Origin of the sequence: Intrasporangium sp., from assembly GCF_036566125.1 — a bacterium.
GTDB lineage: Bacteria > Actinomycetota > Actinomycetes > Actinomycetales > Dermatophilaceae > Intrasporangium.
The window spans coordinates 21,013-43,211 of sequence record NZ_DATCWX010000197.1; the positions used below are offsets into that span (position 1 = coordinate 21,013).

Annotated in this window: 20 protein-coding genes; 9 read left to right on the plus strand and 11 right to left on the minus strand. The window is 70.0% G+C overall.

What is annotated here, in order from left to right; genetic code table 11:
• The first annotated feature begins 21 nt into the window (after positions 1-21).
• The 3 genes from VIR15_RS11890 to VIR15_RS11900 all read left to right on the plus strand — a co-directional run bounded on the left by VIR15_RS11890 (position 22) and on the right by VIR15_RS11900 (position 3,291).
• On the plus strand, positions 22-453 hold the full coding sequence (locus VIR15_RS11890) for a hypothetical protein (RefSeq protein ID WP_331927830.1): 432 nt from the start codon (positions 22-24) through the stop codon (positions 451-453).
• Positions 454-532: 79 nt separating this feature from the next.
• On the plus strand, positions 533-1,924 hold the full coding sequence (locus VIR15_RS11895; protein WP_331927832.1) for a pyridoxal phosphate-dependent decarboxylase family protein: 1,392 nt from the start codon (positions 533-535) through the stop codon (positions 1,922-1,924).
• Between the two features lie 2 nt (positions 1,925-1,926).
• Entirely contained in the window at positions 1,927-3,291 is a 1,365-nt protein-coding gene (locus VIR15_RS11900; protein ID WP_331927834.1) for an adenylate/guanylate cyclase domain-containing protein, read from the plus strand.
• A gap of 46 nt (positions 3,292-3,337) precedes the next feature.
• Here the strand turns inward: VIR15_RS11900 and VIR15_RS11905 are convergent, their stop codons facing one another.
• Positions 3,338-3,748 (minus strand): transferase, encoded by a 411-nt coding sequence (locus tag VIR15_RS11905; RefSeq protein ID WP_331927836.1) that lies wholly within the window; start codon positions 3,746-3,748, stop codon positions 3,338-3,340.
• A gap of 134 nt (positions 3,749-3,882) precedes the next feature.
• Positions 3,883-5,280: a wax ester/triacylglycerol synthase domain-containing protein gene (locus tag VIR15_RS11910; protein WP_331927838.1), complete on the minus strand. Its 1,398-nt coding sequence runs from the start codon at positions 5,278-5,280 to the stop codon at positions 3,883-3,885.
• A 132-nt stretch (positions 5,281-5,412) separates the two neighbouring features.
• Between VIR15_RS11910 and VIR15_RS11915 the strand changes: the two genes are divergently transcribed.
• The 3 genes from VIR15_RS11915 to VIR15_RS11925 all read left to right on the plus strand — a co-directional run bounded on the left by VIR15_RS11915 (position 5,413) and on the right by VIR15_RS11925 (position 8,688).
• Positions 5,413-6,480, plus strand: coding sequence for a YihY/virulence factor BrkB family protein (locus tag VIR15_RS11915; RefSeq protein ID WP_331927840.1), 1,068 nt, complete (start codon positions 5,413-5,415; stop codon positions 6,478-6,480).
• Between the two features lie 48 nt (positions 6,481-6,528).
• Positions 6,529-7,539, plus strand: a complete 1,011-nt coding sequence (locus VIR15_RS11920; RefSeq protein WP_331927842.1) for an aldo/keto reductase family protein — start codon at positions 6,529-6,531, stop codon at positions 7,537-7,539.
• 207 nt (positions 7,540-7,746) lie between these two features.
• Positions 7,747-8,688, plus strand: coding sequence for a universal stress protein (locus tag VIR15_RS11925; RefSeq protein WP_331927844.1), 942 nt, complete (start codon positions 7,747-7,749; stop codon positions 8,686-8,688).
• A 29-nt stretch (positions 8,689-8,717) separates the two neighbouring features.
• Here VIR15_RS11925 and VIR15_RS11930 read toward each other — a convergent pair whose 3' ends face one another.
• The 4 genes from VIR15_RS11930 to VIR15_RS11945 all read right to left on the minus strand — a co-directional run bounded on the left by VIR15_RS11930 (position 8,718) and on the right by VIR15_RS11945 (position 12,067).
• Positions 8,718-9,548, minus strand: a complete 831-nt coding sequence (locus VIR15_RS11930; RefSeq protein WP_331927846.1) for an isocitrate lyase/PEP mutase family protein — start codon at positions 9,546-9,548, stop codon at positions 8,718-8,720.
• A 203-nt stretch (positions 9,549-9,751) separates the two neighbouring features.
• The gene (locus VIR15_RS11935; protein ID WP_331927848.1) at positions 9,752-9,985 is read right to left on the minus strand and encodes a lipoyl domain-containing protein; all 234 of its coding nucleotides are present in this window, start codon (positions 9,983-9,985) and stop codon (positions 9,752-9,754) included.
• On the minus strand, positions 9,982-11,028 hold the full coding sequence (locus VIR15_RS11940) for an alpha-ketoacid dehydrogenase subunit beta (RefSeq protein ID WP_331927850.1): 1,047 nt from the start codon (positions 11,026-11,028) through the stop codon (positions 9,982-9,984). Before VIR15_RS11940 ends, VIR15_RS11935 begins: the two co-directional genes overlap by 4 nt.
• A 10-nt stretch (positions 11,029-11,038) precedes the next feature.
• Complete coding sequence (locus tag VIR15_RS11945) at positions 11,039-12,067, minus strand: thiamine pyrophosphate-dependent dehydrogenase E1 component subunit alpha (protein WP_331927852.1); 1,029 nt, start codon at positions 12,065-12,067, stop codon at positions 11,039-11,041.
• 257 nt (positions 12,068-12,324) lie between these two features.
• On the opposite strand from VIR15_RS11945, the gene VIR15_RS11950 reads away from it, so the two are divergent.
• The 3 genes from VIR15_RS11950 (at position 12,325) to VIR15_RS11960 (ending at position 15,164) form a co-directional block, all read left to right on the plus strand.
• The gene (locus VIR15_RS11950) at positions 12,325-13,380 is read left to right on the plus strand and encodes an NERD domain-containing protein (RefSeq protein ID WP_331927854.1); all 1,056 of its coding nucleotides are present in this window, start codon (positions 12,325-12,327) and stop codon (positions 13,378-13,380) included.
• Positions 13,287-13,982, plus strand: a complete 696-nt coding sequence (locus tag VIR15_RS11955) for a DEAD/DEAH box helicase (RefSeq protein ID WP_331927856.1) — start codon at positions 13,287-13,289, stop codon at positions 13,980-13,982. The genes VIR15_RS11950 and VIR15_RS11955 overlap by 94 nt, the downstream gene beginning before the upstream one ends.
• A gap of 147 nt (positions 13,983-14,129) precedes the next feature.
• Positions 14,130-15,164, plus strand: a complete 1,035-nt coding sequence (locus VIR15_RS11960) for a universal stress protein (protein ID WP_331927858.1) — start codon at positions 14,130-14,132, stop codon at positions 15,162-15,164.
• Here VIR15_RS11960 and VIR15_RS11965 read toward each other — a convergent pair.
• From VIR15_RS11965 to VIR15_RS11985, 5 genes are all read right to left on the minus strand, one after another.
• Positions 15,148-16,569 (minus strand): pyridoxal phosphate-dependent decarboxylase family protein, encoded by a 1,422-nt coding sequence (locus VIR15_RS11965; protein ID WP_331927860.1) that lies wholly within the window; start codon positions 16,567-16,569, stop codon positions 15,148-15,150. The two genes, VIR15_RS11960 and VIR15_RS11965, sit on opposite strands and share 17 nt — an antisense overlap.
• A gap of 103 nt (positions 16,570-16,672) precedes the next feature.
• Positions 16,673-17,098, minus strand: coding sequence for an SRPBCC family protein (locus VIR15_RS11970; protein ID WP_331927862.1), 426 nt, complete (start codon positions 17,096-17,098; stop codon positions 16,673-16,675).
• Between the two features lie 229 nt (positions 17,099-17,327).
• On the minus strand, positions 17,328-19,700 hold the full coding sequence (locus VIR15_RS11975; protein ID WP_331927864.1) for a Tex family protein: 2,373 nt from the start codon (positions 19,698-19,700) through the stop codon (positions 17,328-17,330).
• A 122-nt stretch (positions 19,701-19,822) separates the two neighbouring features.
• On the minus strand, positions 19,823-20,581 hold the full coding sequence (locus tag VIR15_RS11980) for a FadR/GntR family transcriptional regulator (protein WP_331927866.1): 759 nt from the start codon (positions 20,579-20,581) through the stop codon (positions 19,823-19,825).
• Positions 20,578-22,095 (minus strand): amidase, encoded by a 1,518-nt coding sequence (locus VIR15_RS11985; protein ID WP_331927868.1) that lies wholly within the window; start codon positions 22,093-22,095, stop codon positions 20,578-20,580. Before VIR15_RS11985 ends, VIR15_RS11980 begins: the two co-directional genes overlap by 4 nt.
• Positions 22,096-22,199: the final 104 nt, after the last annotated feature.

The following is a 22,199-nucleotide window of genomic DNA, read 5'->3' on the forward strand; positions in this document are numbered from 1 at the left end:
TTCGCCGACACGATGACTGTCATGGCATTCACCGACCTCCCCCAGAACGCGCGGCACCTGCCCCTCACCGACCCCCGCCTCGCGGGCGACGTCATCGACCTCATCCTCAGTCTCGAAGACCGAGCCAACGGTGCCCTCGGACTGATGCTGTGCGACGAGCACCACCGCGGTCTCCAGCCCATCGTCCTGAACGACGTGCCAGACACGGGCGAGATCGTCGACGGGCTCACGAAACTGTTGGAGGTGGTTCTCCCCCTCGTGCTCGAAGGGGAGGGATCGGTGCTCATCGGGCTTGGCCGACCGCACGGGTCCCGTCCCGACGACGTCGATCGCGCCTGTCATCAGCGGGCGATGGAGTTGTGCGCCGCCCATGGGGTGCGCCTGCTCGGCTTTCACGTGGCCACCCTCGAAGGCGTGTTTGCCATGCCAGACCCTCTCGCGGCAGCATCCTGAGCGATCGGCCACCATCGGTGCCCATCCATGATCTGGCAAACGCCGTGCGCGGCGCCCGCCACTGGAGGACCGTGGATCTGTGCAAGCCGATGTGCCGTCCCTCTTCGCCCGTGCCGCGCAGGTCGCGGCCGACTACCGCCTCAGGGCCGGTGACGTCCCGGTTCAACCCTCGACGGGTCGGGTCGAGCTCGACAAGGCGTTCGGCGGATCCCTGCCCAGGCATCCGACATCCGCGGCCAAGGTCCTCGAGCGGCTCGTAGCCGCCGCCGAGCCGGGTCTGGTCGCCACGGTCGGACCCCGATTCTTCGGGTTCGTCATCGGGGGCGCGTCTCCGGCCGCCTCGGCCGCCGACCTGCTCGCCGTCGGTTGGGACCAGTGCGCCTTCAACGAGGTGCTCTCACCGGCAGCGGCCGCGGCGGAACGCGCGGCAGGGGCCTGGCTGAAGGAACTGCTCCACCTGCCGGCGTCTGCCTCGACGGGGTTCGTCACCGGAGCACAGGGGGCCAACACCGTGGGGCTCGCCATCGGCCGCAACAAGGTGCTGGCAGATGCCGGTTGGGACGTCGCCCGCGATGGGCTGGCCGGCGCGCCACGGGTTCGCGTCGTCGCGAGCGAGGAGCGACACGCGACCATCGACCGGGCGGTTCAGCTGCTCGGGCTGGGGGCCGTGAGCATCGAGTCCGTCGCGACGGACGCCAACGGCGCCATCGACGTCGACGCGCTCCGGCAGGTGCTTGATCAGGGCGCCGGTGGACCGACGATCGTCTGTCTCCAGCTCGGCAACGTCAACACCGGCGCCTGCGATGACCTGCGCGCCGCCGTCCCGTTCGCCCACGAACGCGGGGCGTGGGTCCACGTCGACGGCGCCTTCGGCCTCTGGGCCGCAGCGAGCGCAACCTACGCCCACCTCGTCGAAGGTGTCGAGCTCGCGGACTCGTGGGGGACCGATGCTCACAAGTGGCTCAACGTGCCGTACGACTGCGGCCTCGCGTTCTGCGCCGACCCCGCTCTTCATGCGGCCACGCTGTCCTACCGGGCTCCGTACCTCACCGGGTCCGGAGCAACCTCCGACTTCGTCCTTGGTGACCTCACGCCCGAGTCCAGCCGTAGGGCAAGAGGATTCGCGGTCTGGGCCGCCCTGCAGGAGCTCGGTGGGTCGGGCGTGGCCGACCTCGTAGAGCGCTCATGTGCCCTCGCCCGGCGGATGGCCGACCGTTTGGCCGCCGGGGGAGCGGAGATCGTCAACGACGTCGTGCTCAACCAGATCCTCGTTGGTGTCGGGGATGACGAGGAGACGGACTCGGCCATCAGCAGGATCCAACGTGAGGGGACGTGCTGGGTCGGCGGCACGACGTGGCGGGGCCGGCGGCTCATCCGCGTGTCGGTGTCCAACGCAACGACCACCGAGCACGACATCGACGTCTCCGCTGCCGCGATCCTGCGGGCAGCGCGCGGCACGTCCGTGGACTGACCATGGTGGCCACCCCGGTCCCGGCTCCGCCTGCGGCCGATCGCGCTGGCAGCGCGCAGATGCTGCGGATGCTGCGGGTGCTGCAGGTGCTCGACGCATTGGGGGACATCGGTGCGAGACCGAGTGACACCAAGGACGAACGGCTCCGCCACGGGAGTCTGATCCTCGCATCCCTGCTCATCGTGCTGCTGTCGTTCGTCTGGGTCGTGACCTATCTGTTCTATGGCCATCCCGTCGCCGCCGCCATCCCGGGGACCTACCAGGTACTCACCGTGGCGGGACTGCTGGTCCTCGCCAGGACTCGACGTTTCGCCGTCTTCCGCACGACCCAGTTCCTGGCCTTCCTCGTCCTCCCGGGCCTGCTGCAGATCTCGCTCGGCGGCTTTGTCGCATCGAGCGGCATGGTGCTCTGGGTGGCCTTCACCCCGTTGGCGGCGCTCGCCATGCTCGGGGTCAGGCGGGCCCTCGCCTGGCTCACTGCGTGCTTCGTCTGGCTGGTGCTCCTGGCGATCCTGGACTCGGGTTTGGCGGCGCATCCCGCCCAGCTCCCCGACGCCTTCGTCGTCACGTTCTTCGTGCTCAACGTCATGGGCGTGACCGTGAGCGCGTTTGTCATGCTCGGGTACTTCGTCGAGCAGCGCGAGCGCGCTCGAGCCGCGCTCGAGCTGGAGCGGGAGCGCTCCGAGCGGCTGCTCCTCAACGTGCTGCCGTCCGCGATCGCCCGGCGGCTCAAGGAGAAGGACGACGTCATCGCTGAGCACTATGACGACGTCAGTGTGCTCTTCGCCGACCTGGCCGATTTCACCGAACACGCCATGGTGCTACCAGCTGTAGAGCTCGTCGCGCTGCTCGACCGGATCTTCACCGCCTTCGACGAGGTCGCTGATGCGTACGACGTCGAGAAGATCAAGACCATCGGTGACGCGTACATGGTCGCCGGCGGGCTGCCGGAGCCACGACCGGACCACCTCCAGGCGATCGCACTGACCGCACTCGCGATGCGGGAGGAGCTCGAGCGCGTTGCGCACGAGACCGGCCACTCCTGGCTCGCCGTTCGGATCGGGATCGACAGTGGGCCGGCCGTCGCGGGCGTCATCGGTCGCCGCAAGTTCATCTACGACCTCTGGGGCGACACGGTCAACACCGCCAGCCGGATGGAGTCACATGGGCTGACCGGTGAGATCCAGGTGACGGAACGCGTCGCCGCCGCGCTCCGGGAGCAGTTCGTCATCCGGCCGCGGGGAACGGTGGCCGTCAAGGGGAAGGGGCTGATGCAGACCTTCCTCCTCACCGGCCAACTCCCGGAGGCAGCGACAGCCGAGATGCCCGCAGTTCGCCCCGAGTCGACCAACACCGAGGTGACTTGAGACTTCGGCGCAGCGGAGCTGGACGTCCGGCGATCGCGGCCGATAGTCAGGCTGCGGCGCGAGTGCTCGGGTGCGAGGGAAGCCGCCTGCGCTCGGGCACGACGGCGTCCGGACCCAGACGGACCCCGGCCCCGACCCGCGCATCCGCACCGACCTTCACCCGCGGACCCAGCCGAGCGGCTCGGCCGATGACGGCGCGCGGTCCGACGTGGGCGGCGCTGCCGACGACGGCGTCCTCGCGGACCTCTGCGTCACAATCGACCCATGCGCCCGTCAGGATCCGAGCGCCCGGGCGAACCGTGGCCCCGGACTCGACGTAGGCCGTCGCCTCGACGAACGCAGTGCGATCAACCGTGGCCGACGCGTCAACCAGGCCCCCGCCGTTCTCGTGGCGGACGTACCGCACGACTGTCCCGTTGTCTGCCTCGATCTCCACGTACTTCTTCCGCTTCTGCACGATATTCCACCTTCTCCCTCTGCCGTGGCTGATGACCCGTGCGCTCCTTACCCTGTTGCGCCCGCTTCATCGGCCGCGATCGATCCGCGGACCGAACGCATGTTCTACAACGTGCGAGGAGGCCGTGGTGTTCCTTACCCGGCGACAAGATCGTGCAGTTCCTCGCTGAGCAGCTCAGCCAAGACCCAGTACTCCGGAACAAGGTCGGGATCGGAGACGATGGTGATGCCCACCCGGCCGGCGTACGAGAGGATGTCGAAGGTCACCGCGACGTTGCCCGGAGTGACGGCGACCGGGATGATCTCGACGATCCGGCGGCCCCCGAGCCTCAGGATCTGGTCCGGACCGCGCACGTTCGTGATGAACGTGTTGACGAGACGCTGGTGGTCGATGAACGGCTGGAACAGGCCGACCCGCCCCAGCGCGCGGAAGGCCAGGCCCATCGGGCCGGCCGAGCTGGCCCGACGGCCGCTGCGACGGACCCTGGAGATGGCAGCGGTCCTCGCGAGCCGCTCGCGCGGGTCGGGCGTGGTCGGCAGCGTCAGCGGAACCACCCCGGTGACGTTGCCCAGACGATCCGGCGTCGTGGTCCGCCGCCCGGAGATGGGGACCGAGATGACCAGCGCGTCGGGGGCCTCGTCGCGTCGTCGGAGCAGGGCGGACAACGCGCCGACGATCGCGGTGACGAGCACGTCGTTGACGGTGCTCTGGGTGGCATGCGCCAGGTCCCTCACCGGCTCCAGTGGAATGGTCACGATCGACAGCTCCCGGCGCGAGCCGGTTGGCCGGTTCAACGAGGTCACGGGTGCCCGACGGGGCGGGCCGCCGGTCAGGCCGAGCTCGCGCAGGCCCTGCAGGCCCGTCGCCAGCGCGGCACCTGCTCGCCTGAGCCCACGACCTCGCTCGCTCCAGGCGTCGTGCAGCAGGTCCCGACGGGATGGTGGCGGCTGGGGGAACGGCGATGTAGTTGCCAGTCCGGCGCCCCCGTCGCCCAGTGCCGCGAGGACGGCGAGGCCGCCGAGTCCGTCCGCCAGAGCGTGGTGGATGACGAGCACCAAGGCAGCGCTGCCGTCCGACAGGCCCGTCACCCACCGAGCCGCCCAGAGCGGCCGGTCCGCTGGAAGTCGGTGGCAGGCCGTGTCCGACACCACGTGAAGCAGCTGCTCACGCTCTGCCGAATCAGCGGAACCCGCGGAACCCGCGGAATCGGCGGAATCGGCGGAATCATGGTCTCGGTCTCGGTCTCGGTCGCGGGCTGGAGGGCCGAGCCGGACCTGGGCCAGGTGCTGGTCGAGGTCGAAGTCCGCATCGTCGACCCAGACCGGACGGCCGTGCCCGAACGGCGTTGTCAGGATCCGTTGACGCAGGCGGGGCACCCGCGGCAGGCGCTGCTCCAGCAGGCTGCGAACCGTGGGCAGTCCCAGGTCGGAGCCGCCGTCGATGACCAGTGCCGCAGCGATGTTCATCGGCACCGGGCCGTGGTCGGTCGCCAGAGTGGTCAGGTCGTTGGGACTCGTGCGCTCGATGTGCATGCTCCTCAACTTTCGCACAGCCGGGTCCGTGGGGCGCAGTTCTGCCCTGTGTGACCTGGTCGGATCGTGTGCAACCCAACCCCGGTGGGTAAGGAGCGCTCGACTGGGAGATGAGGTCGAAGGAGTCGGGACATGAACGAGGGCAAGAGCGAGGAGCGCGCTGACACCGCCGTTCCGCCCGACGACGCGCGCAAGCCTGAGTCGCCTCCAGACCTGCGCCGCCGTATCTGGATGGTCAGCCTCAAGCGGGCGACCCATGAGTTCAGCCACGACGAGTGCATGGACCTGGCCGCGGGCCTGACGTACTACGGCGTCCTCTCGATCTTCCCCGGCCTCCTCGCGCTCGTCTCCCTGCTCGGCGTCTTCGGGCAGGGCGAGTCGACGGTCGATGCCCTCCTCGACATCCTCAAAGCGGTGGGGCAGGGCGACTCCGCGGACACGCTGCGTGGCCCGATCACCGACATGGTCAACTCCAGCGGTGCGGGCCTGACCCTCGCCATTGGCCTCATCGTCGCGATCTGGTCGGCGTCCGGCTACATCGGCGCGTTCGGCCGTGCGATGAACCGCATCTACGACATCGACGAGGGACGGCCCTTCTTCGTCCTGCGGCCGCTCAACCTCGCCCTCACGATCGTCTTCGTCATCATGGCGGCGCTGATCCTGCTCGGACTCGTCCTTTCAGGGAATCTCGCCCGGGCTGTGGGGGATGCCATCGGTCTGGGGGAGGCCTCCGTCACGGTGTGGAGCATCGTGAAGTGGCCCGTCATCCTGGTGCTCGTCATCGTCATGGTGGCACTGCTCTACTGGGCGAGCCCGAACGTTCAGCAGCCACGGTTCCGCTGGCTGTCGGTGGGCGCGGCCATCGCCATCATCGTGGCAATCGTCGCCTCCATCGGGTTCGGTTTCTACGTCTCTGGTTTCAGCAACTACGACAAGACGTACGGGTCGTTGGCCGGCGTCATCATCTTCCTGCTGTGGATGTGGCTGATGAACCTCGCGCTGCTGTTCGGCGCCGAGGTTGACGCCGAGCTGGAGCGGGGCCGTGAGCTGCAGGCCGGCATGGCCGCCGAGGAGGCAATTCAGCTCCCGCCCCGGGGCACCAAGGCCTCGGAGAAGAAGGCCCGGAGCCGGGAGAAGCTCATCGACGAGCAGGAGGCCATTCGTGAGGAGGCCGATCAGGTCCAGGCGGAGAGGCAGTAGGCCAGGGTCCTCGCGGTGGTCCAGCCGGGCAGCCCCTACGGTGGCTCCATGGAATACAGGTACCTCGGAAACAGCGGACTGAAGGTTTCGACGATCACCTACGGCAACTGGCTGACCCACGCCTCCCAGGTCGAGAACGACGTCGCCATCCGATGCGTCCGTGCCGCGCTCGACGCGGGGATCTCGACCTTCGACACCGCGGACACGTACGCCAACACGGCGGCGGAGGTGGTGCTCGGCGAGGCCCTCAAGGGTGAGCGGCGCGAGAGCCTCGAGATCCTCACCAAGGTCTACTGGCCCACGGGGCCCAAGGGCAAGAACGACACCGGCCTGTCGCGCAAGCACATCATGGAGTCGATCAACGGGTCGCTCCGCCGCCTGCAGACGGACTACGTCGACGTCTACCAGGCGCACCGGTACGACACGGAGACACCGCTGGCCGAGACGATGCAGGCCTTCGCCGACATCGTCCGTCAGGGCAAGGCCCTCTACATCGGGGTGAGCGAGTGGAGCGCGGAGCAGATCCGTGACGGCGTCAAGCTGAGCCGCGAGCTCGGTTTCCAGCTCGTCTCGAACCAGCCGCAGTACTCGATGCTGTGGCGGGTCATCGAGGACGAGGTCATCCCGACGAGCGAGGAGCTCGGGGTCAGTCAGATCGTCTTCAGCCCGGTCGCCCAGGGTGTGCTGACGGGCAAGTACGTAACGGGTCGGCCGGTGCCCGAGGGCTCACGGGCCACCGATGACAAGGGTGGAGCGGACTTCGTCAAGCGGTTCCTCCGTGACGATGTCCTCGAGCGGGTCCAGGCACTGCGGCCTGTCGCGGACCAGGCCGGGCTCACGATGGCGCAGCTGGCCGTCGCCTGGGTGCTGCACAACCCCAACGTCGCCTCCGCCATCATCGGCGCCTCCCGACCGGAGCAGGTGACGGAGAACGTCAAAGCGGTCGGCGTTCCCTTGGCTCCCGAACTGATGGCCCTCGTCGACGAGGTCCTCGGCGACGTCGTCGAGCGGGACGCCAACCTGACCCTGGACAACGCCCCCGCGACGCGCCCGGTCTGAGCGTGGGGCCGACCAGGCTTGGCCGTATGCCGCTGGGCTCGCTCTCGGACGCCCGCGCCCTCCCGATCGTCCTCCCCACGGGTAGTTGATCTCTCAGGTCGAGAGCCACGTCGCAGCCGATCGGTGTGGCGGTGGGTGTGTGGACGAGGGAAGGCGATAATGGGTTCGTGGCCGGTCACGTCCGCCGGCTCGACGTGGAGGCTGACCATGAGCGAGCACACCGGTTCCACCGAGGATACGCCGGACCGCCGGCGGATCGTCGTCGGCTACAGCGGCGCGGAAGGGTCCGAGCCGGCCCTCACCTGGGCCATCGAGACGGCTCGCCGTGAGTCGCGTCCGCTGACGATCCTGCACTGTTACGGCGTCGCCCACGTCCCTGCGCTGGGGACGACGGCGCCGGATGGGCAGAGCGAGCTCTTGGCGAGTGTGGCCGACCAGGTCGTCGAGGAGGCTGTGTCGCGCGCCGCCGCAGTGCTCGGACGTGAGGCGGTCACCGGCAAGAGCGTGCTCGACAGTGCCGCCGGAGGCCTGGTGGAGGAGAGCGAGTCCGCCCATCTCGTCGTGACCGGTTCGCATGGCAGAGGCCGGATCATGGGCGGCCTGCTCGCGTCGACGTCGTACAACGTCACTGCGCACGCCACCTGCCCCGCGGTCGTCGTGCGGGATGACGCATCGCTCCATCCAGATGCGGAGCATCGGGTGGTCGTCGGCGTGGACGACTCCGAGCCGGCGCTCCGTGCGCTCGACCGAGCCGCGGAGGTCGCCGCCGACGCGGGCGCGGCCCTGCACATCGCCCGGGTCATCCAGCCGATTGTCCTCGACCCCCAGGCCCAGCCGGAGTTGGCACCCATGGGATACGGCGACACGTACACCATGCACGACGCGCGCTTCGTGGAGGAGTTCCGCGCCTTCGCGGAGGATGCGACTCGGGAGCTCGTCGAACGGATCCAGGAGCGTTTCCCGGACCTCGAGGTCACGTCCGAAGTGGTCGAGGACAGCCCCGGCCTCGCCATCGCACGAGCCGGTGAGGGCGCTGGACTCGTCGTCGTCGGCTCACGTGGTCGCGGTGGCTTCGCAGGGATGCTGCTCGGGTCGGTGAGCCACACCGTCATCCACCACGCGACCTCGCCAGTGATGGTCGTCCGCTGACGCTCGCTGAGAACGCCGCCGGACCGGTTTCAGGCGAACGCTGCGCGGGTCGCCTCCTGGCCCCTGAGGGCCGAGTCCCAGAACTGGTAGGTGCCCTCGTCGAGCAGCTCCCGGCCGGCCGCCGCAAGCGCGCCCATGGCCGCCAGGAAGAACCCGGATCCCACGGAGACCCTGGCGACGCCGACCTCGGCGAGCTCGGCCACGGTGGGCGCATCGGGCAGGGCGAGGACGTTGATGGGCAGGGACACCGCCTCGAGAATCCGGCGGAGCTCGGGGAGCGCCGACACACCCGGTGCATAGAGCACGTCGGCACCGGCCTCCTCGAACGCACGCAGCCGTGCGATCGTCTCGTCCGGGCCCTCGAGGCCATGCAGGGCGCCGTCCGCGCGAGCAGTAAGGACGAACGGATCGGGCCCGGCGTGGGCGGCCTCGGCGGCGGCGGCGACGCGCTCGGCTGCTTCCGCGATCGGGAACAGTCCGCCGGTGTCCGAGTCATAGTCCTCGATGGAGCAGCCGGCCAGACCGGCCGCCGCGGCGAGCCGCACGGTCTCCGCGACCCCTGACGCGTCCGATGCGAAGCAGCTCTCCAGGTCTGCGCTGACCGGCACGGTCACGGCGGCGACGACCTGCTCGGCATGGCGGAGCGCCTCGTCCCGTGTGACGCGTCCGTCCAGCCTTCCCACGGTGCCGGCAAATCCAGCGCTCGTCGTGGCCAGGGCGCGGAAGCCCAGGCTCTCCAGCACCTTGGCCGAGCCGGCATCCCAAGGATTGGGCATGAGCAGAGGACGGCCGGGGACGTGGAGGTCGAGGAAGCGCTGTCGGATGGTCGATGTGGACATGGTGGACTCGTGGAGGGTCATGCACCCACCGTAGAAGAGTCCGCCGACAGTGCCTCGTGCGCGGGGTCAGGGATCAGGGTCGACGCCCACGTCTCACCCGATCGAGTGAACGGAAAATGGGCGGCCACTTCCCAAATGTTGTTCACTCGATCGGGGCGGGGGCGGCGCGGCGGCGGCGGGCTGGGTCGTCGTGGTGTACGCCAACCCAGCCCAGCGGCATACGGCTAATCGATGTGGGCGATGGGCTCGCCCTGCTTGACCACCGCCTCCTCCTCGACGAGGAGGCGTACGACGCCCGCCACAGGAGCGAGCACCTCTGCGGCCACCTTGTCGACCTGAACCTCGGCGAGCAACTGGTCCGCGGCGACGGACTCGCCCTCCCCGACGAACCAGGTCGACACGACTCCCTCGCTGTCGGGGTTCTCCGTGGACAGCCCGGGGAACGGGACCTCGGTCATCCGCCGACCACCCGGCGCACCGCTTCCTCGATGCGCTCCGGCCTCGGCAGCACTGCGTACTCGAGCACGTGGGCGTACGGGATGGGCACGTCGGGGACGGCGACCCGCTGGACCGGCGCCTTGAGCAGCGTCGGGTCACGGTCGGCGACCGTGGCCACGACCTCGCCGGACAGGCCGAAGGACTGGTAGTCCTCGTCGACGACGACGAGCCTGCCGGTCTTGGCGACCGAGGTGAGGATCGCCTCGCGGTCGAGGGGGACGAGGCTGCGCAGGTCGAGCACCTCGACGTCAATGCCGTCGCCAGCCAGTTTCTCGGCGACGTCGAGGGCGTGGTGCACGGAGAGAGACAGCGTCACGACGGTGACGTCCTTGCCCTCGCGGGCCAGCGCCGCCTTGCCGATCGGCACGACATACTCACCCTCCGGGACGACGTCGATGGAGCGGGGGTTCTTGGCCATCCAGGGCAGGCCCATGACGCCCTTGTGGAACAGGTACACCACCGGGTTGTCGTCCCGGATCGCCGCGGTCATCAGGCCCTTGGCATCGGCCGGGTTGCTCGGCACGACGACCTTCATGCCGGGCAGGTGGGCGAAGGTGCCCCAGAGGCATTGCGAGTGCTGGGCCCCATCGGAGTACCCGCCGCCGACGGCCGTGGTCAGGACCATGGGGACCTTGACGTTGCCGCCGGACTCGAAGTGGATCTTGGCCATGTGGTTGTAGATCTGGTCGAAGCAGACGCCGAGGAAGTCGGCGAACATGAGCTCGACGATGGGGCGCAGGCCCTCGGTCGCCGCGCCGATGCCGAGGCCGATGAAGGCCGTCTCCGAGATCGGCGTGTCGAGGATGCGATCCGGCCCGAAGCGGTCGAGCAGCCCTGTCGTCGAGCTGAAGATCCCGCCGTAGGCGCCGACATCCTCGCCGAGATAGATGACGGATGGGTCCCGCTCCATCTCCTGGGCGATGGCCTCGACCATGGCCTTGGAGGTGCTGAGACGTCGGCTCGCCGCAGGCGCAGGAGTCGTCGGGGTGTCAGTGATGGTCATCGTCGTCTCCTCAGGCGAACACGTGGTCGGTGGCCTGCGCCGGGTCCGGCAGGGGGCTGTCCTTGGCATGGGCGACGGCGTCCTCGACGCGCTCGCTCGCCGCCGCCTTGATGCGGGACACCGCGTCGTCGTCGAGCAGCCCGGCCGCACGGAGGGCCTGCTCGTAGCGTGGGATCGGGTCCTGGGCCGGGACCTCCGCGAGCTCCGGGCGGTAGCCCTGCGCGTCGCCCTCGAAGTGTCCCCACATGCGCAGGGTGTGGACCTCGATGAGGGAGGGCCCTTGACCGGCGCGGGCGCGGGCGACGGCCCGTCCCGCAGCCGCGTGGACCGCCTCGACGTCGTTGTCCTCCACTCGCTCGCCCGGGATGCCGTAGCCGGCGGCCCGGTCGGCGTTGGACGGGATCGCCGTGCAGGCCGACTTCGGCACGGAGATGCCCCAGTCGTTGTCCTCCACGACGAAGACGACCGGCAGGTTCCAGGTCGCCGCGAGGTTGAGCGACTCGTGGAAGCCGCCCTGGTTGGCTGCCCCCTCGCCGGTCACCGCGACCACGACGCGGTCAGTGCTCTTGCGCTTGAAGGCGAAGGCCTGTCCCAGAGCGGGCGGGTACCCCTCGGCGATGATGCCCGAGCACGAGAAATGGGTGTCGGGGTCGAACAGGTGCATGTGACCGCCGCGGCCGCGGCCGAGCCCGGTCTCACGGCCGAAGATCTCGGCCGTCATCTTCCGCAGGTCCATGCCGTGGGCGATGGCGAAGTGGTGTGGCCGATGGGTCGCGGTGACTCCGTCGTCGGTGCTGAGGTGGGCGCAGACGCCCGCGGCCACCGGCTCCTGGCCGGCGGACAGGTGCATCTCCCCTGGGATCAGGCCCTTGCCGATGTCGAACCCCGGCCCCTTGTCGGCGTGGTACTCCCTGAGGATGGCCTCCTCATAGGTGCGGCAGAGGACCATCGTCTCGTACAGCCGCACGCGGGCCTCGCCATCGAGGGCCCGGGCGGATGCGGCACCACTTGGCGTCGATAATTGTGTGTCCGTCGTCATGACGACCTCCAGTCCGGGGCTGCCGGTGGCAGGCGCCCGGAGGCGCATCGCGCCTGACCACAGCCAGTGCGGGCATCCCGGAGGCCGAACTGGCCACTCCCCACAGTAGGCACCTGCCGAGGGGCGGTCCATGCCTGTGAGCGGACTCACGTCCAACGGGCAGGCGCGTGGCGGAATCGCCCGTGCGGGAATCGGTTTCCCTGCGGAACGGTCCGGCCGTGGCTATGGTGCCGCGTGTGAGGAGCTGGCAGAGCCGAGTGGACAGGGAGACACATGAGGGGCACCAGTTCGCGAACGACGCGGAGCGGCTCGTCTGGGACAGGCTCTCGCGACAGGTTCACCCGGACACCGTTCTTGTCCCCAACCTGCGGCTGACGAGCACGCAGAAGGACCACGAGCTCGACATCCTCGTCCTCATGCCCGAAGTGGGCGTTGTCGTCGTCGAGGTGAAGGGCGGCAGCGTGTCGGTCGACGGGCAGGGTCGATGGTGGTCGGGCGGCCGGAACCGGACCAGCCGGATCCGGCCCGTCGAGCAGGCGCGCGACGGCAAGTATGCCCTCCGTGCCTTCATCGAGGCCGACCCGCGCTGGAAGAACTGCCGCAGCCGCGTTCGCTTCGGCCACGCGATCGTCCTGCCCTACACGGACCTTGCGTCCGACTTCGCGACCCCGGACTGCCCACGGTGGATGGTCAGCGGACGGGAAGACCTCGACGACCTCGCCGGCCGCGTCCACGACGTCGCCGCCCTCCAGCAGAACGAGCAACGCGTGCCGACGCACGACGACATCCTCCTGATCCGGGAGATCCTGACGGGCCGCAGCCTCCCGGTCCCCGACATCACCGCCGAGGCAGATGAGCGCGAGGCCGTCGCGGACCGGCTCACGCAGGAGCAGGCAGCACTGCTCAAGGTCACTCGTCTCATTCCCCGGTTGGAGGTCCGCGGCGGGGCCGGCTCCGGCAAGACGATCCTGGCCCTCACGCAGGCCAAGGACCTCACCCGGGGACAGGGGGAGCGCAAGCCGCAGCGGGTCGGGCTGCTCTGTTACTCGATCGGGCTGTCGCAGTACTTCAAGCGGCAGCTCGAGGGGGTGCCGCGACGACACCGTCCCGCGTTCGCGGGCTCCTTCGAGGACCTCGCGAACGAATGGGGCATCTCGACGACCACGACCGCAACGACGCCGACTTCTGGGAGCGGGACCTCGCCGCTCAGATGGCCGAGGTGGCGACCGGTCTCCCAGAGGGGCAGCGGTTCGACGCGATCATCGTCGATGAGGCGCAGGACTTCGCCGACCACTGGTGGCACCCGCTCATGAAGGCGCTCAAGGACGAGGAGGCGGGCGGGCTCTACGTCTACAGCGATGAGAACCAGCGGATCTTCGCCAGGTACGGCCAGCCGCCGGTGCCGCTGGTGCCCCTCGTGCTCGACCACAACCTGCGCAACACGCGGCAGATCGCCAGCGCCTTCGGTCCCCTCACCCCGATGCGGATGACCCTCAAGGGAGGCGATGGCCCAGAGGTCGCCGTCACGCCGTGCACCAGCGCCGCCGCGATCGGCGTCGCTGACGACCAGGTCGAGGCGCTCCTGGATGAGGGTTGGCGTCCGGAGCACATCGCGCTCCTGACGATGGGGTCACGTCATCCAGCGCAGAAGGAGCGCCAGGATGCGGACGGCCAGCTCGGGTACTGGCGCTCCTTCTGGGAGAACGACGACGTGTTCTACGGGCACGTGCTTGGCTGCAAGGGCCTGGAGCGCAAGGCCGTGGTGCTCTGCATCAACACGGACCGCGCCGATCGTGGCCGAGAGAAGCTCTACGTCGGCATGTCCCGGGCCACGGACCGGCTCGTCGTCGTCGGGGACCCTGAGTTCATCCGATCGATCGGCGGAGACGCGGTGGCCAAACAGCTCGGCATCTGACGGGCGAGCCGTGGCCGACGGGCTTGGCGTCCGGAATGTCACAGGTCGAACTGCTCATCCGGTGCTGCGCGTGACCCAGCCCTGCGAGAGGATGGGAGCGGCCGGAGCGGCCGCTCCGGCCCAGAGAACCGGAGAGGGTGCGGATTCATGGACTCGAACGTCTCGACCGATATGACCGACCAGGCCGGCTCGGCACCCGACGCGGCGAGCTCGGCTGAGGATCACGAGAACGCACGGGACCGCGGCATCGTCATCGGCTATGACGGCTCGTTCCCGTCGCAGCTGGCGCTCGACTGGGCCATCGAGACGGCTCGAGAGCGCGGCCGCCCGTTGACGATCGTGCATGGCATGAACCTGGCTGGAACACCCGGGTTCTCCGCGATGGACCTCTCACACGTCGAGCCGGTGTACGAGCGCACGGCGCAGGAGATCGTCGCAGAGGGAGCGGAGCGGGCGAAGAAGTCGCTCGAGGTGAACCAGATCGAGACGCAGTACTGGCTTGGCAGCCCGGCCGGCCAGCTCATCGAGGCATCCAGGTCCGCCGACCTCGTCGTCGTCGGCAGCCGTGGGCGGGGCCGAATCCTCAGCGGCCTGCTCGGCTCGACGTCCTACGCCGTGGCGGCCCATGCGGCCTGCCCCGTCGTCATCGTCCGGGCACCGGCGGGCGGCGACACGGGCGACACTGGCCACACCGACGACCTGGAGAACCTGCCCAGGCCCAACCGTCCGGACGCCGCCCACCCGGTCCTCGTCGGCAGTGACGACTCGGCGCCGTCGGACCGTGCGGTGGACGCCGCCGCCGAGACGGCCGCTGCAGCGGGGGCGCGGCTGCACATCGTGCGCATCGCGGAGCGGCTGCACACGAACACGTGGACGGTCGTCGAGGCAGGGGCCGGCGACCAGGCAGACGAGGGCGGCCCAGATCCCCACACGACCCAGGCCGGGGTCGAGGAGAGCCTGGACAAGATTGCCCAGCGCGTCCGCGGCGCCCACCCGTCCCTCGAGGTCACGACCGAGGCCGCCCTCGGCGAGCCCGGCGAGACGCTCAGCGAGATGGGAAAGGACGCCGGACTCGTCGTCGTCGGATCTCGTGGCCGAGGCGGCTTCACGGGCATGCTGCTCGGCTCGGTCAGCCATCGGGTCATCCACGACGCGGTCTGCCCGGTCATGGTCGTGCGCTGAGCGACCCTCCCAGCCCGTCGACGGCTCGCCGGACAGCCGCCAGGCTGCGGGCGACGTCGCGATCCGTGGTGGCCCAATTGCTCACGGAGATCCGCAAGACCGCGCGACCGCGCCACGTGGAGCCGCTCATCCACGTCTCGCCCTCGTCGAGCACCCGGCGCACGACCTCTCGGGTCGTGTCGTCGTCGCCGAAGGACGCGCACACCTGGGTAAAGACGACGTCGTTCTCGACTGCCACACCCGGAATGCCCTCCAACCCAGCGGCGAGGGCCGAGGCCTGATGACACAACCCGTCGACGAGGCCCGACACCCCGGAGCGGCCGAGCGAGCGCACGGCAGCCCACACCGTGACGGCCCGCGCTCGCCGGGACAGCTCCGGCGTCTTGTCGCTCGGCTCGCCGTGGCTGTCATGGATGAGGTAGGCGGCGTGCAGGGCCATGGCTGCACGCAAGGCGGACGGCTCCCGGACGATGGCGAGACCGGTGTCGTACGGCGTGTTGAGGGTCTTGTGCGCGTCCGTGGCCCACGAGTCCGCGGCCTCGTGCCCGAGGAGCAGGTGCTCCTGACTCGACGAGGCGGCGGCCCACAGGCCGAACGCGCCGTCGACGTGCACCCACGCGCCGTGTGACCGGGCCACGCCGACCACCTCGCGCAGGTCGTCGAACGCGCCTGAGTGGATGTTGCCCGCCTGGGCGACGACGATGGTCGGACGTGCGCGGTCCAGGCGGTCGTCCTCGTCCAGTGCAGCGGTGAGATCGGGCACACGCATCCGGCCCTGGTCGTCGACGGACACGACCTCGGGCCGACCCAGCCCGAGCAGGCGCAGGGCGAGGTCGACGGTGTCGTGCCGTTCGGCGCCGACGAGGACCCGGATCCTGGGGCCACCGGCCAGCCCGTCGGTGTCGGCGTCCCACCCGGCGCGACGGAGCACGTCCTGGCGGGCCGCCGCAAGACATGTGAAGTTGGCCATGGTCGCGCCGGTGACGAAGCCGACGGCAGCGCCGGGCGGCAGACCGAGCAGGTCGAGCAGCCAGGCGGTCGCGATGTCCTCGATGGCCGAGTGGGCCGGGGTGACGAGGCGCAGGCCGGCGTTCTGGTCCCAGGCACTGACGAGCCAGTCGGCCGCCAGCGCGGCTGGCTGGGTGCCTCCGATGACGAAGCCGAAGAACCTGCCGCTCTGCATCGCCGTGAGCCCCGGCCCAGCCGCGGCGGCGAGGAGGTCGATGACGTCCTCTGGGGAAGTGGGGCCGTCTGGCAGCTCGGTGCCGAGGTCCCCGGCGACCTCGTCGATGCTCGCCCGCGGCGTCACCGTGCGGGTGTCGAGCGAGTCGAGCCAGTCCAGGGCGTGCTCGTGGGCACGGGCCAGCGCTGCCCGATAGGTCTCGGCCGAGAGTCGTCCGTCCACTCGTCAAGTGTGATTGCACGACCCGACTTCGGTAGGCGATTCACGACACGTCAGAGGGCGCCCGGGCCCAGCGGCATACGACTCGGGTCAGGCCAGCGGCGGGTCAGCCGTTCAACGTTGTGGTCAGACGACCGAGGGCTTCGTCCCAGCGCTCCTTGTCGCCCATGCCGTCCTCGGCGATGCCCCGCCCCTCGTGGAAGATGTCGAGCCGGGTCCCGTCACCGTCACGCTTGAGCTGGAGGTCGACGATGCTGAGCGGCCCGTCCTCGTGGGGATGCCAGGAGACGCGAATCTGTTCCAGAGGATGGTAGCTGCGCAGGACGCCGCACGGGCCGTCCTCGCTGTGCCAGGGCTCACCCTTCGTGGCGAGGCGGGCGCCGGGGCCGAGCAGGGCCTCCGTGCCGCGCGGGCTGATCAGGTGCGTCCACACGCGCTCGAGCGGGGCCGCGACGGTCGTGCTCACGTGAACACCGGCCGGCGACCCCTCGAGCTCTGCGTCCTCAGGGATCGACTGCGTCTGACTGGTCATTGGGTACCTCCGGTCCACAACAGGTCCGGCCCCGGATGGGCTGGACCCACCAGTGACAGTCGACCAAGGATCCGTCCCGAGGACAAGAGGCAAACGCGTGACGTATGCCGCTGAGCCGGCTTCTCCTCGCGAGGGCACCTCCCAGCCCGATCGAGTGAGAACTCCCAGCCCGATCGAGTGAACAACTTCCGGGCCGAAAGCTGTTCACCCGATCGAGGGAGCGCGGGTCTCAGCCCTGGTAGCCGGCGCGCCGGAGGGCATCCGCCATCGCGCTGTTGGCAGGTCGGTCCTCCCGCGGGGCACTCTTTCCTGGCGACCGTCGACCACCCCGATCACCCCGATCACCCCGATCACCGCGATCACCGCGACCACGCCTGCCGCTCTGGTCGGTGCCGCCGGACTGGGTCACCTCGTCGTCGAGGCGCAGCGTCAGGGAGATCCGCTTGCGTGGGAGGTCGACGTCGAGGACCTTGCACCTGACGACGTCGCCAGGCTTGACGATCTCTCGTGGGTCGGAGACGAACCGGTGGGACAGCGCGGAGACGTGGGCGAGGCCGTCCTGGTGGACCCCGATGTCGATGAAGGCCCCGAACGCGGCGACGTTGGTCACAACCCCCTCGAGCGTCATGCCCGGCTCGAGGTCCTTCAGCTCCTCGACACCCTCCTTGAAGGTAGCCGTGCGGAACGCCGGCCGCGGGTCTCGTCCCGGCTTGTCCAGCTCGGTGAGGATGTCGGTCACCGTTGGCAGACCGAACGTCTCGTCGACGAACTTCTCCGGCCGTACTCGCTGGAGTGCAACGGTGTTGCCGATGAGCTCGCGCAGCTCGAATCCGGTCTCGGTGAGGATCCGGCGGACGACCGGATAGGCCTCGGGGTGGACCGCGGAGGAGTCGAGCGGGTCGTCCCCGTCGGGGATCCGGAGGAAGCCTGCCGCCTGCTCGAAGGCCTTGGCCCCGAGTCGCGGGACCTGCTTGAGGGCGGCGCGCTTCCGGAAGGGTCCGTTGGCGTCGCGGTGGGTCACGATGCTGTCCGCGAGCCCGGCCGTGATGCCGGAGACGCGGCGGAGCAGGGGAGCGGAGGCGGTGTTGACGTCGACGCCGACGGCGTTGACGCAGTCCTCCACCACCGCATCGAGGGAGCGCGCGAGGGACGTCTGCGAGAGGTCGTGCTGGTACTGGCCCACGCCGATCGACTTGGGGTCGATCTTGACGAGCTCGGCAAGCGGGTCCTGGAGGCGTCGGGCGATGGAGACGGCTCCGCGGAGGGAGACGTCCAGGCCCGGGAGCTCCTCGGAGGCGTAGGCCGAGGCGGAGTAGACGGAGGCCCCGGCTTCGGAGACGACCGCGGTCGTCACGTTGAGCTCGGGGTGCCGCTTGACGAGGTCGTTCGCCAGGCGGTCGGTCTCGCGCGAGGCGGTGCCGTTGCCGATGGCGATGAGCTCGACGCGGTGCTCGGCGCAGAGGCGGGCGAGCGTGCTGATGGACCGGTCCCACTGGCGCTGCGGGACGTGCGGGTGGATGACGTCCGTCGCCACGACCTTGCCGGTCGCGTCGACGACGGCGACCTTGACGCCGGTGCGGAAGCCGGGGTCGAGTCCCATCGTTGCCCGGGTGCCGGCGGGCGCGGCGAGAAGCAGGTCGCGCAGGTTGGCGGCGAAGACGCGCACGGCTTCGTCCTCGGCTGACGTGCGCAGTCGCATCCGCACGTCGATGCCGAGGTGGATGAGGATCTTGGTCCGCCAGGCCCAGCGGACGGTGTCGGCGAGCCAGCCGTCGGCGGGGCGGCCCCGGTCGGAGATCCCGAACCGGTGGGCGATGGCCCGCTCGTACTCTGTCGGCCCCGTCGCTGTCGCCCCTTGGTCGGTCGGCGGCACCGGGTCGACCGTCAGCGTGAGGATCTCCTCCTTCTCACCGCGCAGCATCGCGAGGACCCGGTGGGAGGGCATCTTCGGGAAGGGCTCGGAGAAGTCGAAGTAGTCCGAGAACTTGGCCCCCTCGGCCTCCTTGCCCTCCCGGACCTTGGCGGTGAGGTGCCCGCGCGACCAGAGGCGCTCGCGCAGGTCGCCAATGAGATCGGCGTCCTCGGCGAAGCGCTCGACGAGGATGGCCCGGGCGCCGTCGAGCGCGGCGGCAGCATCGCGGACGCCCCTGGACTCCTCGACGAAGGCCGCCGCAGCAGCCTGGGGGGACACGGCAGGGTCGGCGAGGAGTCCCTCGGCGAGCGGTTCGAGGCCGGCCTCCCTGGCGATCTGGGCCTTGGTCCGGCGCTTCGGCTTGAAGGGCAGGTAGATGTCCTCGAGGCGCGCCTTGGTCTCGGCCGCCAGGACCTGCGCGCGGACCTCGTCCGTGAGGTTGCCCTGCTCGTCGATCGAGGCGAGCACGGTCCGGCGACGCTCCTCGAGCTCACGGAGATAGCCGAGCCGGTCCTCGAGGGTGCGCAGCTGGGCGTCGTCGAGGCCACCGGTCACCTCCTTGCGGTAGCGCGCGACGAACGGCACCGTCGCCCCGCCGTCGAGCAGGCCGACCGCAGCCCGCACCTGGCCATCACGAACCCCGAGCTCCTCGGCGATCCGCTGTTCGATCGCCTGCAATCCCGCTCCCACTGCTCACTCCCACCCTCGTGTCACCTCGCGCCACCGCGCGTGGAGCCAGCATTCTGCCGGTTCCGGTCTGCCGGGGCGAAGCCACCCCGTCCCCAACCTGGGCCTGCGCGTGAGCCGGCCGGTCAGGCGTCGAGGAGGGCGCGTAGGGCGTGTCGCTCCGACGCCGGCACGTAGCCGGCGTAGTAGTCGTAGAGGCTCTGCACCGAGGCTCGGGCCGCCGCAGGCCCGTTGCCGGAACGGATCGCATCGAGGACCTGCTCATGGTGCTCCAGGGAGCGGCGCATCAGCGCCTTGCTGTTGCGCGCGTGCGCGATCTTGTCGGCGATGACCGAGAGGACCGTGTCGCGGACGACCTCGTTGCTCACCTGGATCATGGTGTTGCCTGACGCGACGGCGACGGCCTCGTGGAAGGCCAGGTCTGCCTCGCTGAACGCGTCGTAGCCGAGCTCGAGCGCACGCCGCATCCGGTCGATGCCTGCCTCCATGTCGGCGAGCTGGTCGTCAGTGCGCAGGACGGCGGCGAGCCGGTTCGCGGTGGCGTCGAGCATCATCCGCGAGACGAGCAGCTGGGCCAGGGTGAGCTCCTCCGCGCGGGCCAGCCGGCGCAGCTGCTTGCTCAGGCCGCGGGCGCTGAATGGCAGGATCTCGGGGCCGTTCGGGTCCCCGGGGCGCGAGCGGACGACACCGTTGCTCTCGAGGACGCGCAGGGCCTCGCGCACGGTGGCGCGGCTCGTGCCGAACTGCGTGACGAGCTCCCGCTCACTCGGCAGTCGTTGCCCGGGCGCGAGCTCGCCGCTCGCGACGGCCGCCTCGACCTGCTCGACGATCCGCTCGTAGAGACGGACCGGCCGGACCTGCTCGAAGGCGTGCTGCTCGGTCATTCGGGGTGACCAAGCGCGGGGGAGCCCGAATCCTGTTCACTCGATCGGGGGTGGGGGCCCGGATTGTGTTCACTCGATCGGGTGGGCGGGATGGGCCAGCTGGGGGTCGCCTCCGGGCTGCGCCGCCGCTCGAACCAGTGCACCGCCCGGAGCACCCCGACGTCATCGAACCGCCGGCCCGAGACCTGCAGGCCGATGGCACGGCCGTCGGGGAGGAAGCCGCAGTTCACCGTGGCGGCAGGCTGGCCCGACATGTTGTACGGGGCGGTGAAGCCGATGTGCGCCATCCCCTCGTCGACGTCCCCCCACGGCATCGGCCACTCGGCGGGGAAGGCCGCAACGGGCGCCACAGGCGACAGCACGAGGTCGAACGGGTCCGTGGCCAACACCGTCACCTGCTGGATCCGCATGATGCTCGTGTAGTCCCGCATCAGCTCCTGCGCCGACACGCCGCGCGCCGCCTCGACCCAGCGCCGGATGAAGGGCAGCACCCGCTCCCGCGCCGCCGGCTCCAGGGCGTCGAAGTCGACGAGCGAGCGCACCCTCCAGAACTCATCGAGCTGACGCAGCAGCTGTGGCGTGAGGAACGGCTCCAGCCGCTCGACCCGGGCACCGGCCGCCTCAAAGGCCCGGGCGGCCTCCTCGACCGCCTCGCGGATCGCGGGGTCGAGGGGGAGCCCGCACCCGGCGTCGACGTGCAGCCCGACCCGCAGGCCCGCGACGTCGTAGGTGCCGCCCACGGTGAGGTCGTCGAGGTCCAGCTGCTCCGCCGGGAGCGCGGTCCAGTCCCGGGCGTCGGGTCCGCTGATGACGTCGAGCAGCATGGCCGCATCGACCGCAGACCGCGCCATCGGCCCGGCCGCCCGCCCGAGGTAGGGCGCGTCGAGGGGGACGCGGCCCGCACTCGGCTTGAGCGTCGTCAGTCCCAGCCACGCCCCGGGGAGGCGGATCGAGCCCCCGATGTCGGTGCCGACGTGGAGGGGACCGTAGCCACCCGCGGCGGCGGCGCCGGCCCCCGAGCTGGACCCTCCGGTCGTGAGGCGCGGATCCCACGGGCTGCGCGTGATGCCGTGCAGGCTCGACACGCCGGAGGAGAGCATCCCCCAGTCCGGCATGACGGTCGAGCCGAGGATGATCCCCCCGGCCTCCTCGATGCGTTCGACGACGGGGCTGCTGCGCTGGGGGACGGCAGGGGTCACCCCGGCGTTTCCGGCCGGCATCGGCACGCCGGCTCGGGCGAGGTTCTCCTTGACCGTGACCGGCACGCCGTCGATAGGACTTCGCGGGGCACCTGCGCGCCATCGTGCGGTACTGCGCTCAGCGGCATACAGCGCACTTTCGATGTCATACGTCCAGAAGGCGTTGAGCTCGGGCTCCCGCAGCGCGACGACGTCGGCCACGTCCTCCACGACGTCCACGGGAGACAACGACAGGGAGCCGTATGCCGCTGAGAGGGCTTGCGCCGTCAGGCTCGCCGGGCGCCGGGTTGAGTCCGTCGACACGTCGCCGCTCACCAGCCTCTCGGTTCCGTTTCGGTCGCATTCGGTGCGCGGGCGGTGTCAACCCTTGACATCCGAGCCACCGAGGGAAACGGTAGCGCCCAACGGAGAAAAGTCCA

Coding starts and splice junctions, on each gene's coding strand:
- VIR15_RS11890 (WP_331927830.1), top strand. CDS start 22: ATGGCATTCACCGACCTCCCCCAGAACGCGCGGCACCTGCCCCTCACC.
- VIR15_RS11900 (WP_331927834.1), top strand. CDS start 1,927: ATGGTGGCCACCCCGGTCCCGGCTCCGCCTGCGGCCGATCGCGCTGGC.
- VIR15_RS11910 (WP_331927838.1), bottom strand. CDS start 5,280: ATGCACATCGAGCGCACGAGTCCCAACGACCTGACCACTCTGGCGACC.
- VIR15_RS11915 (WP_331927840.1), top strand. CDS start 5,413: ATGAACGAGGGCAAGAGCGAGGAGCGCGCTGACACCGCCGTTCCGCCC.
- VIR15_RS11920 (WP_331927842.1), top strand. CDS start 6,529: ATGGAATACAGGTACCTCGGAAACAGCGGACTGAAGGTTTCGACGATC.
- VIR15_RS11925 (WP_331927844.1), top strand. CDS start 7,747: ATGAGCGAGCACACCGGTTCCACCGAGGATACGCCGGACCGCCGGCGG.
- VIR15_RS11930 (WP_331927846.1), bottom strand. CDS start 9,548: ATGACCCTCCACGAGTCCACCATGTCCACATCGACCATCCGACAGCGC.
- VIR15_RS11935 (WP_331927848.1), bottom strand. CDS start 9,985: ATGACCGAGGTCCCGTTCCCCGGGCTGTCCACGGAGAACCCCGACAGC.
- VIR15_RS11940 (WP_331927850.1), bottom strand. CDS start 11,028: ATGACCATCACTGACACCCCGACGACTCCTGCGCCTGCGGCGAGCCGA.
- VIR15_RS11945 (WP_331927852.1), bottom strand. CDS start 12,067: ATGACGACGGACACACAATTATCGACGCCAAGTGGTGCCGCATCCGCC.
- VIR15_RS11960 (WP_331927858.1), top strand. CDS start 14,130: ATGGACTCGAACGTCTCGACCGATATGACCGACCAGGCCGGCTCGGCA.
- VIR15_RS11970 (WP_331927862.1), bottom strand. CDS start 17,098: ATGACCAGTCAGACGCAGTCGATCCCTGAGGACGCAGAGCTCGAGGGG.
- VIR15_RS11980 (WP_331927866.1), bottom strand. CDS start 20,581: ATGACCGAGCAGCACGCCTTCGAGCAGGTCCGGCCGGTCCGTCTCTAC.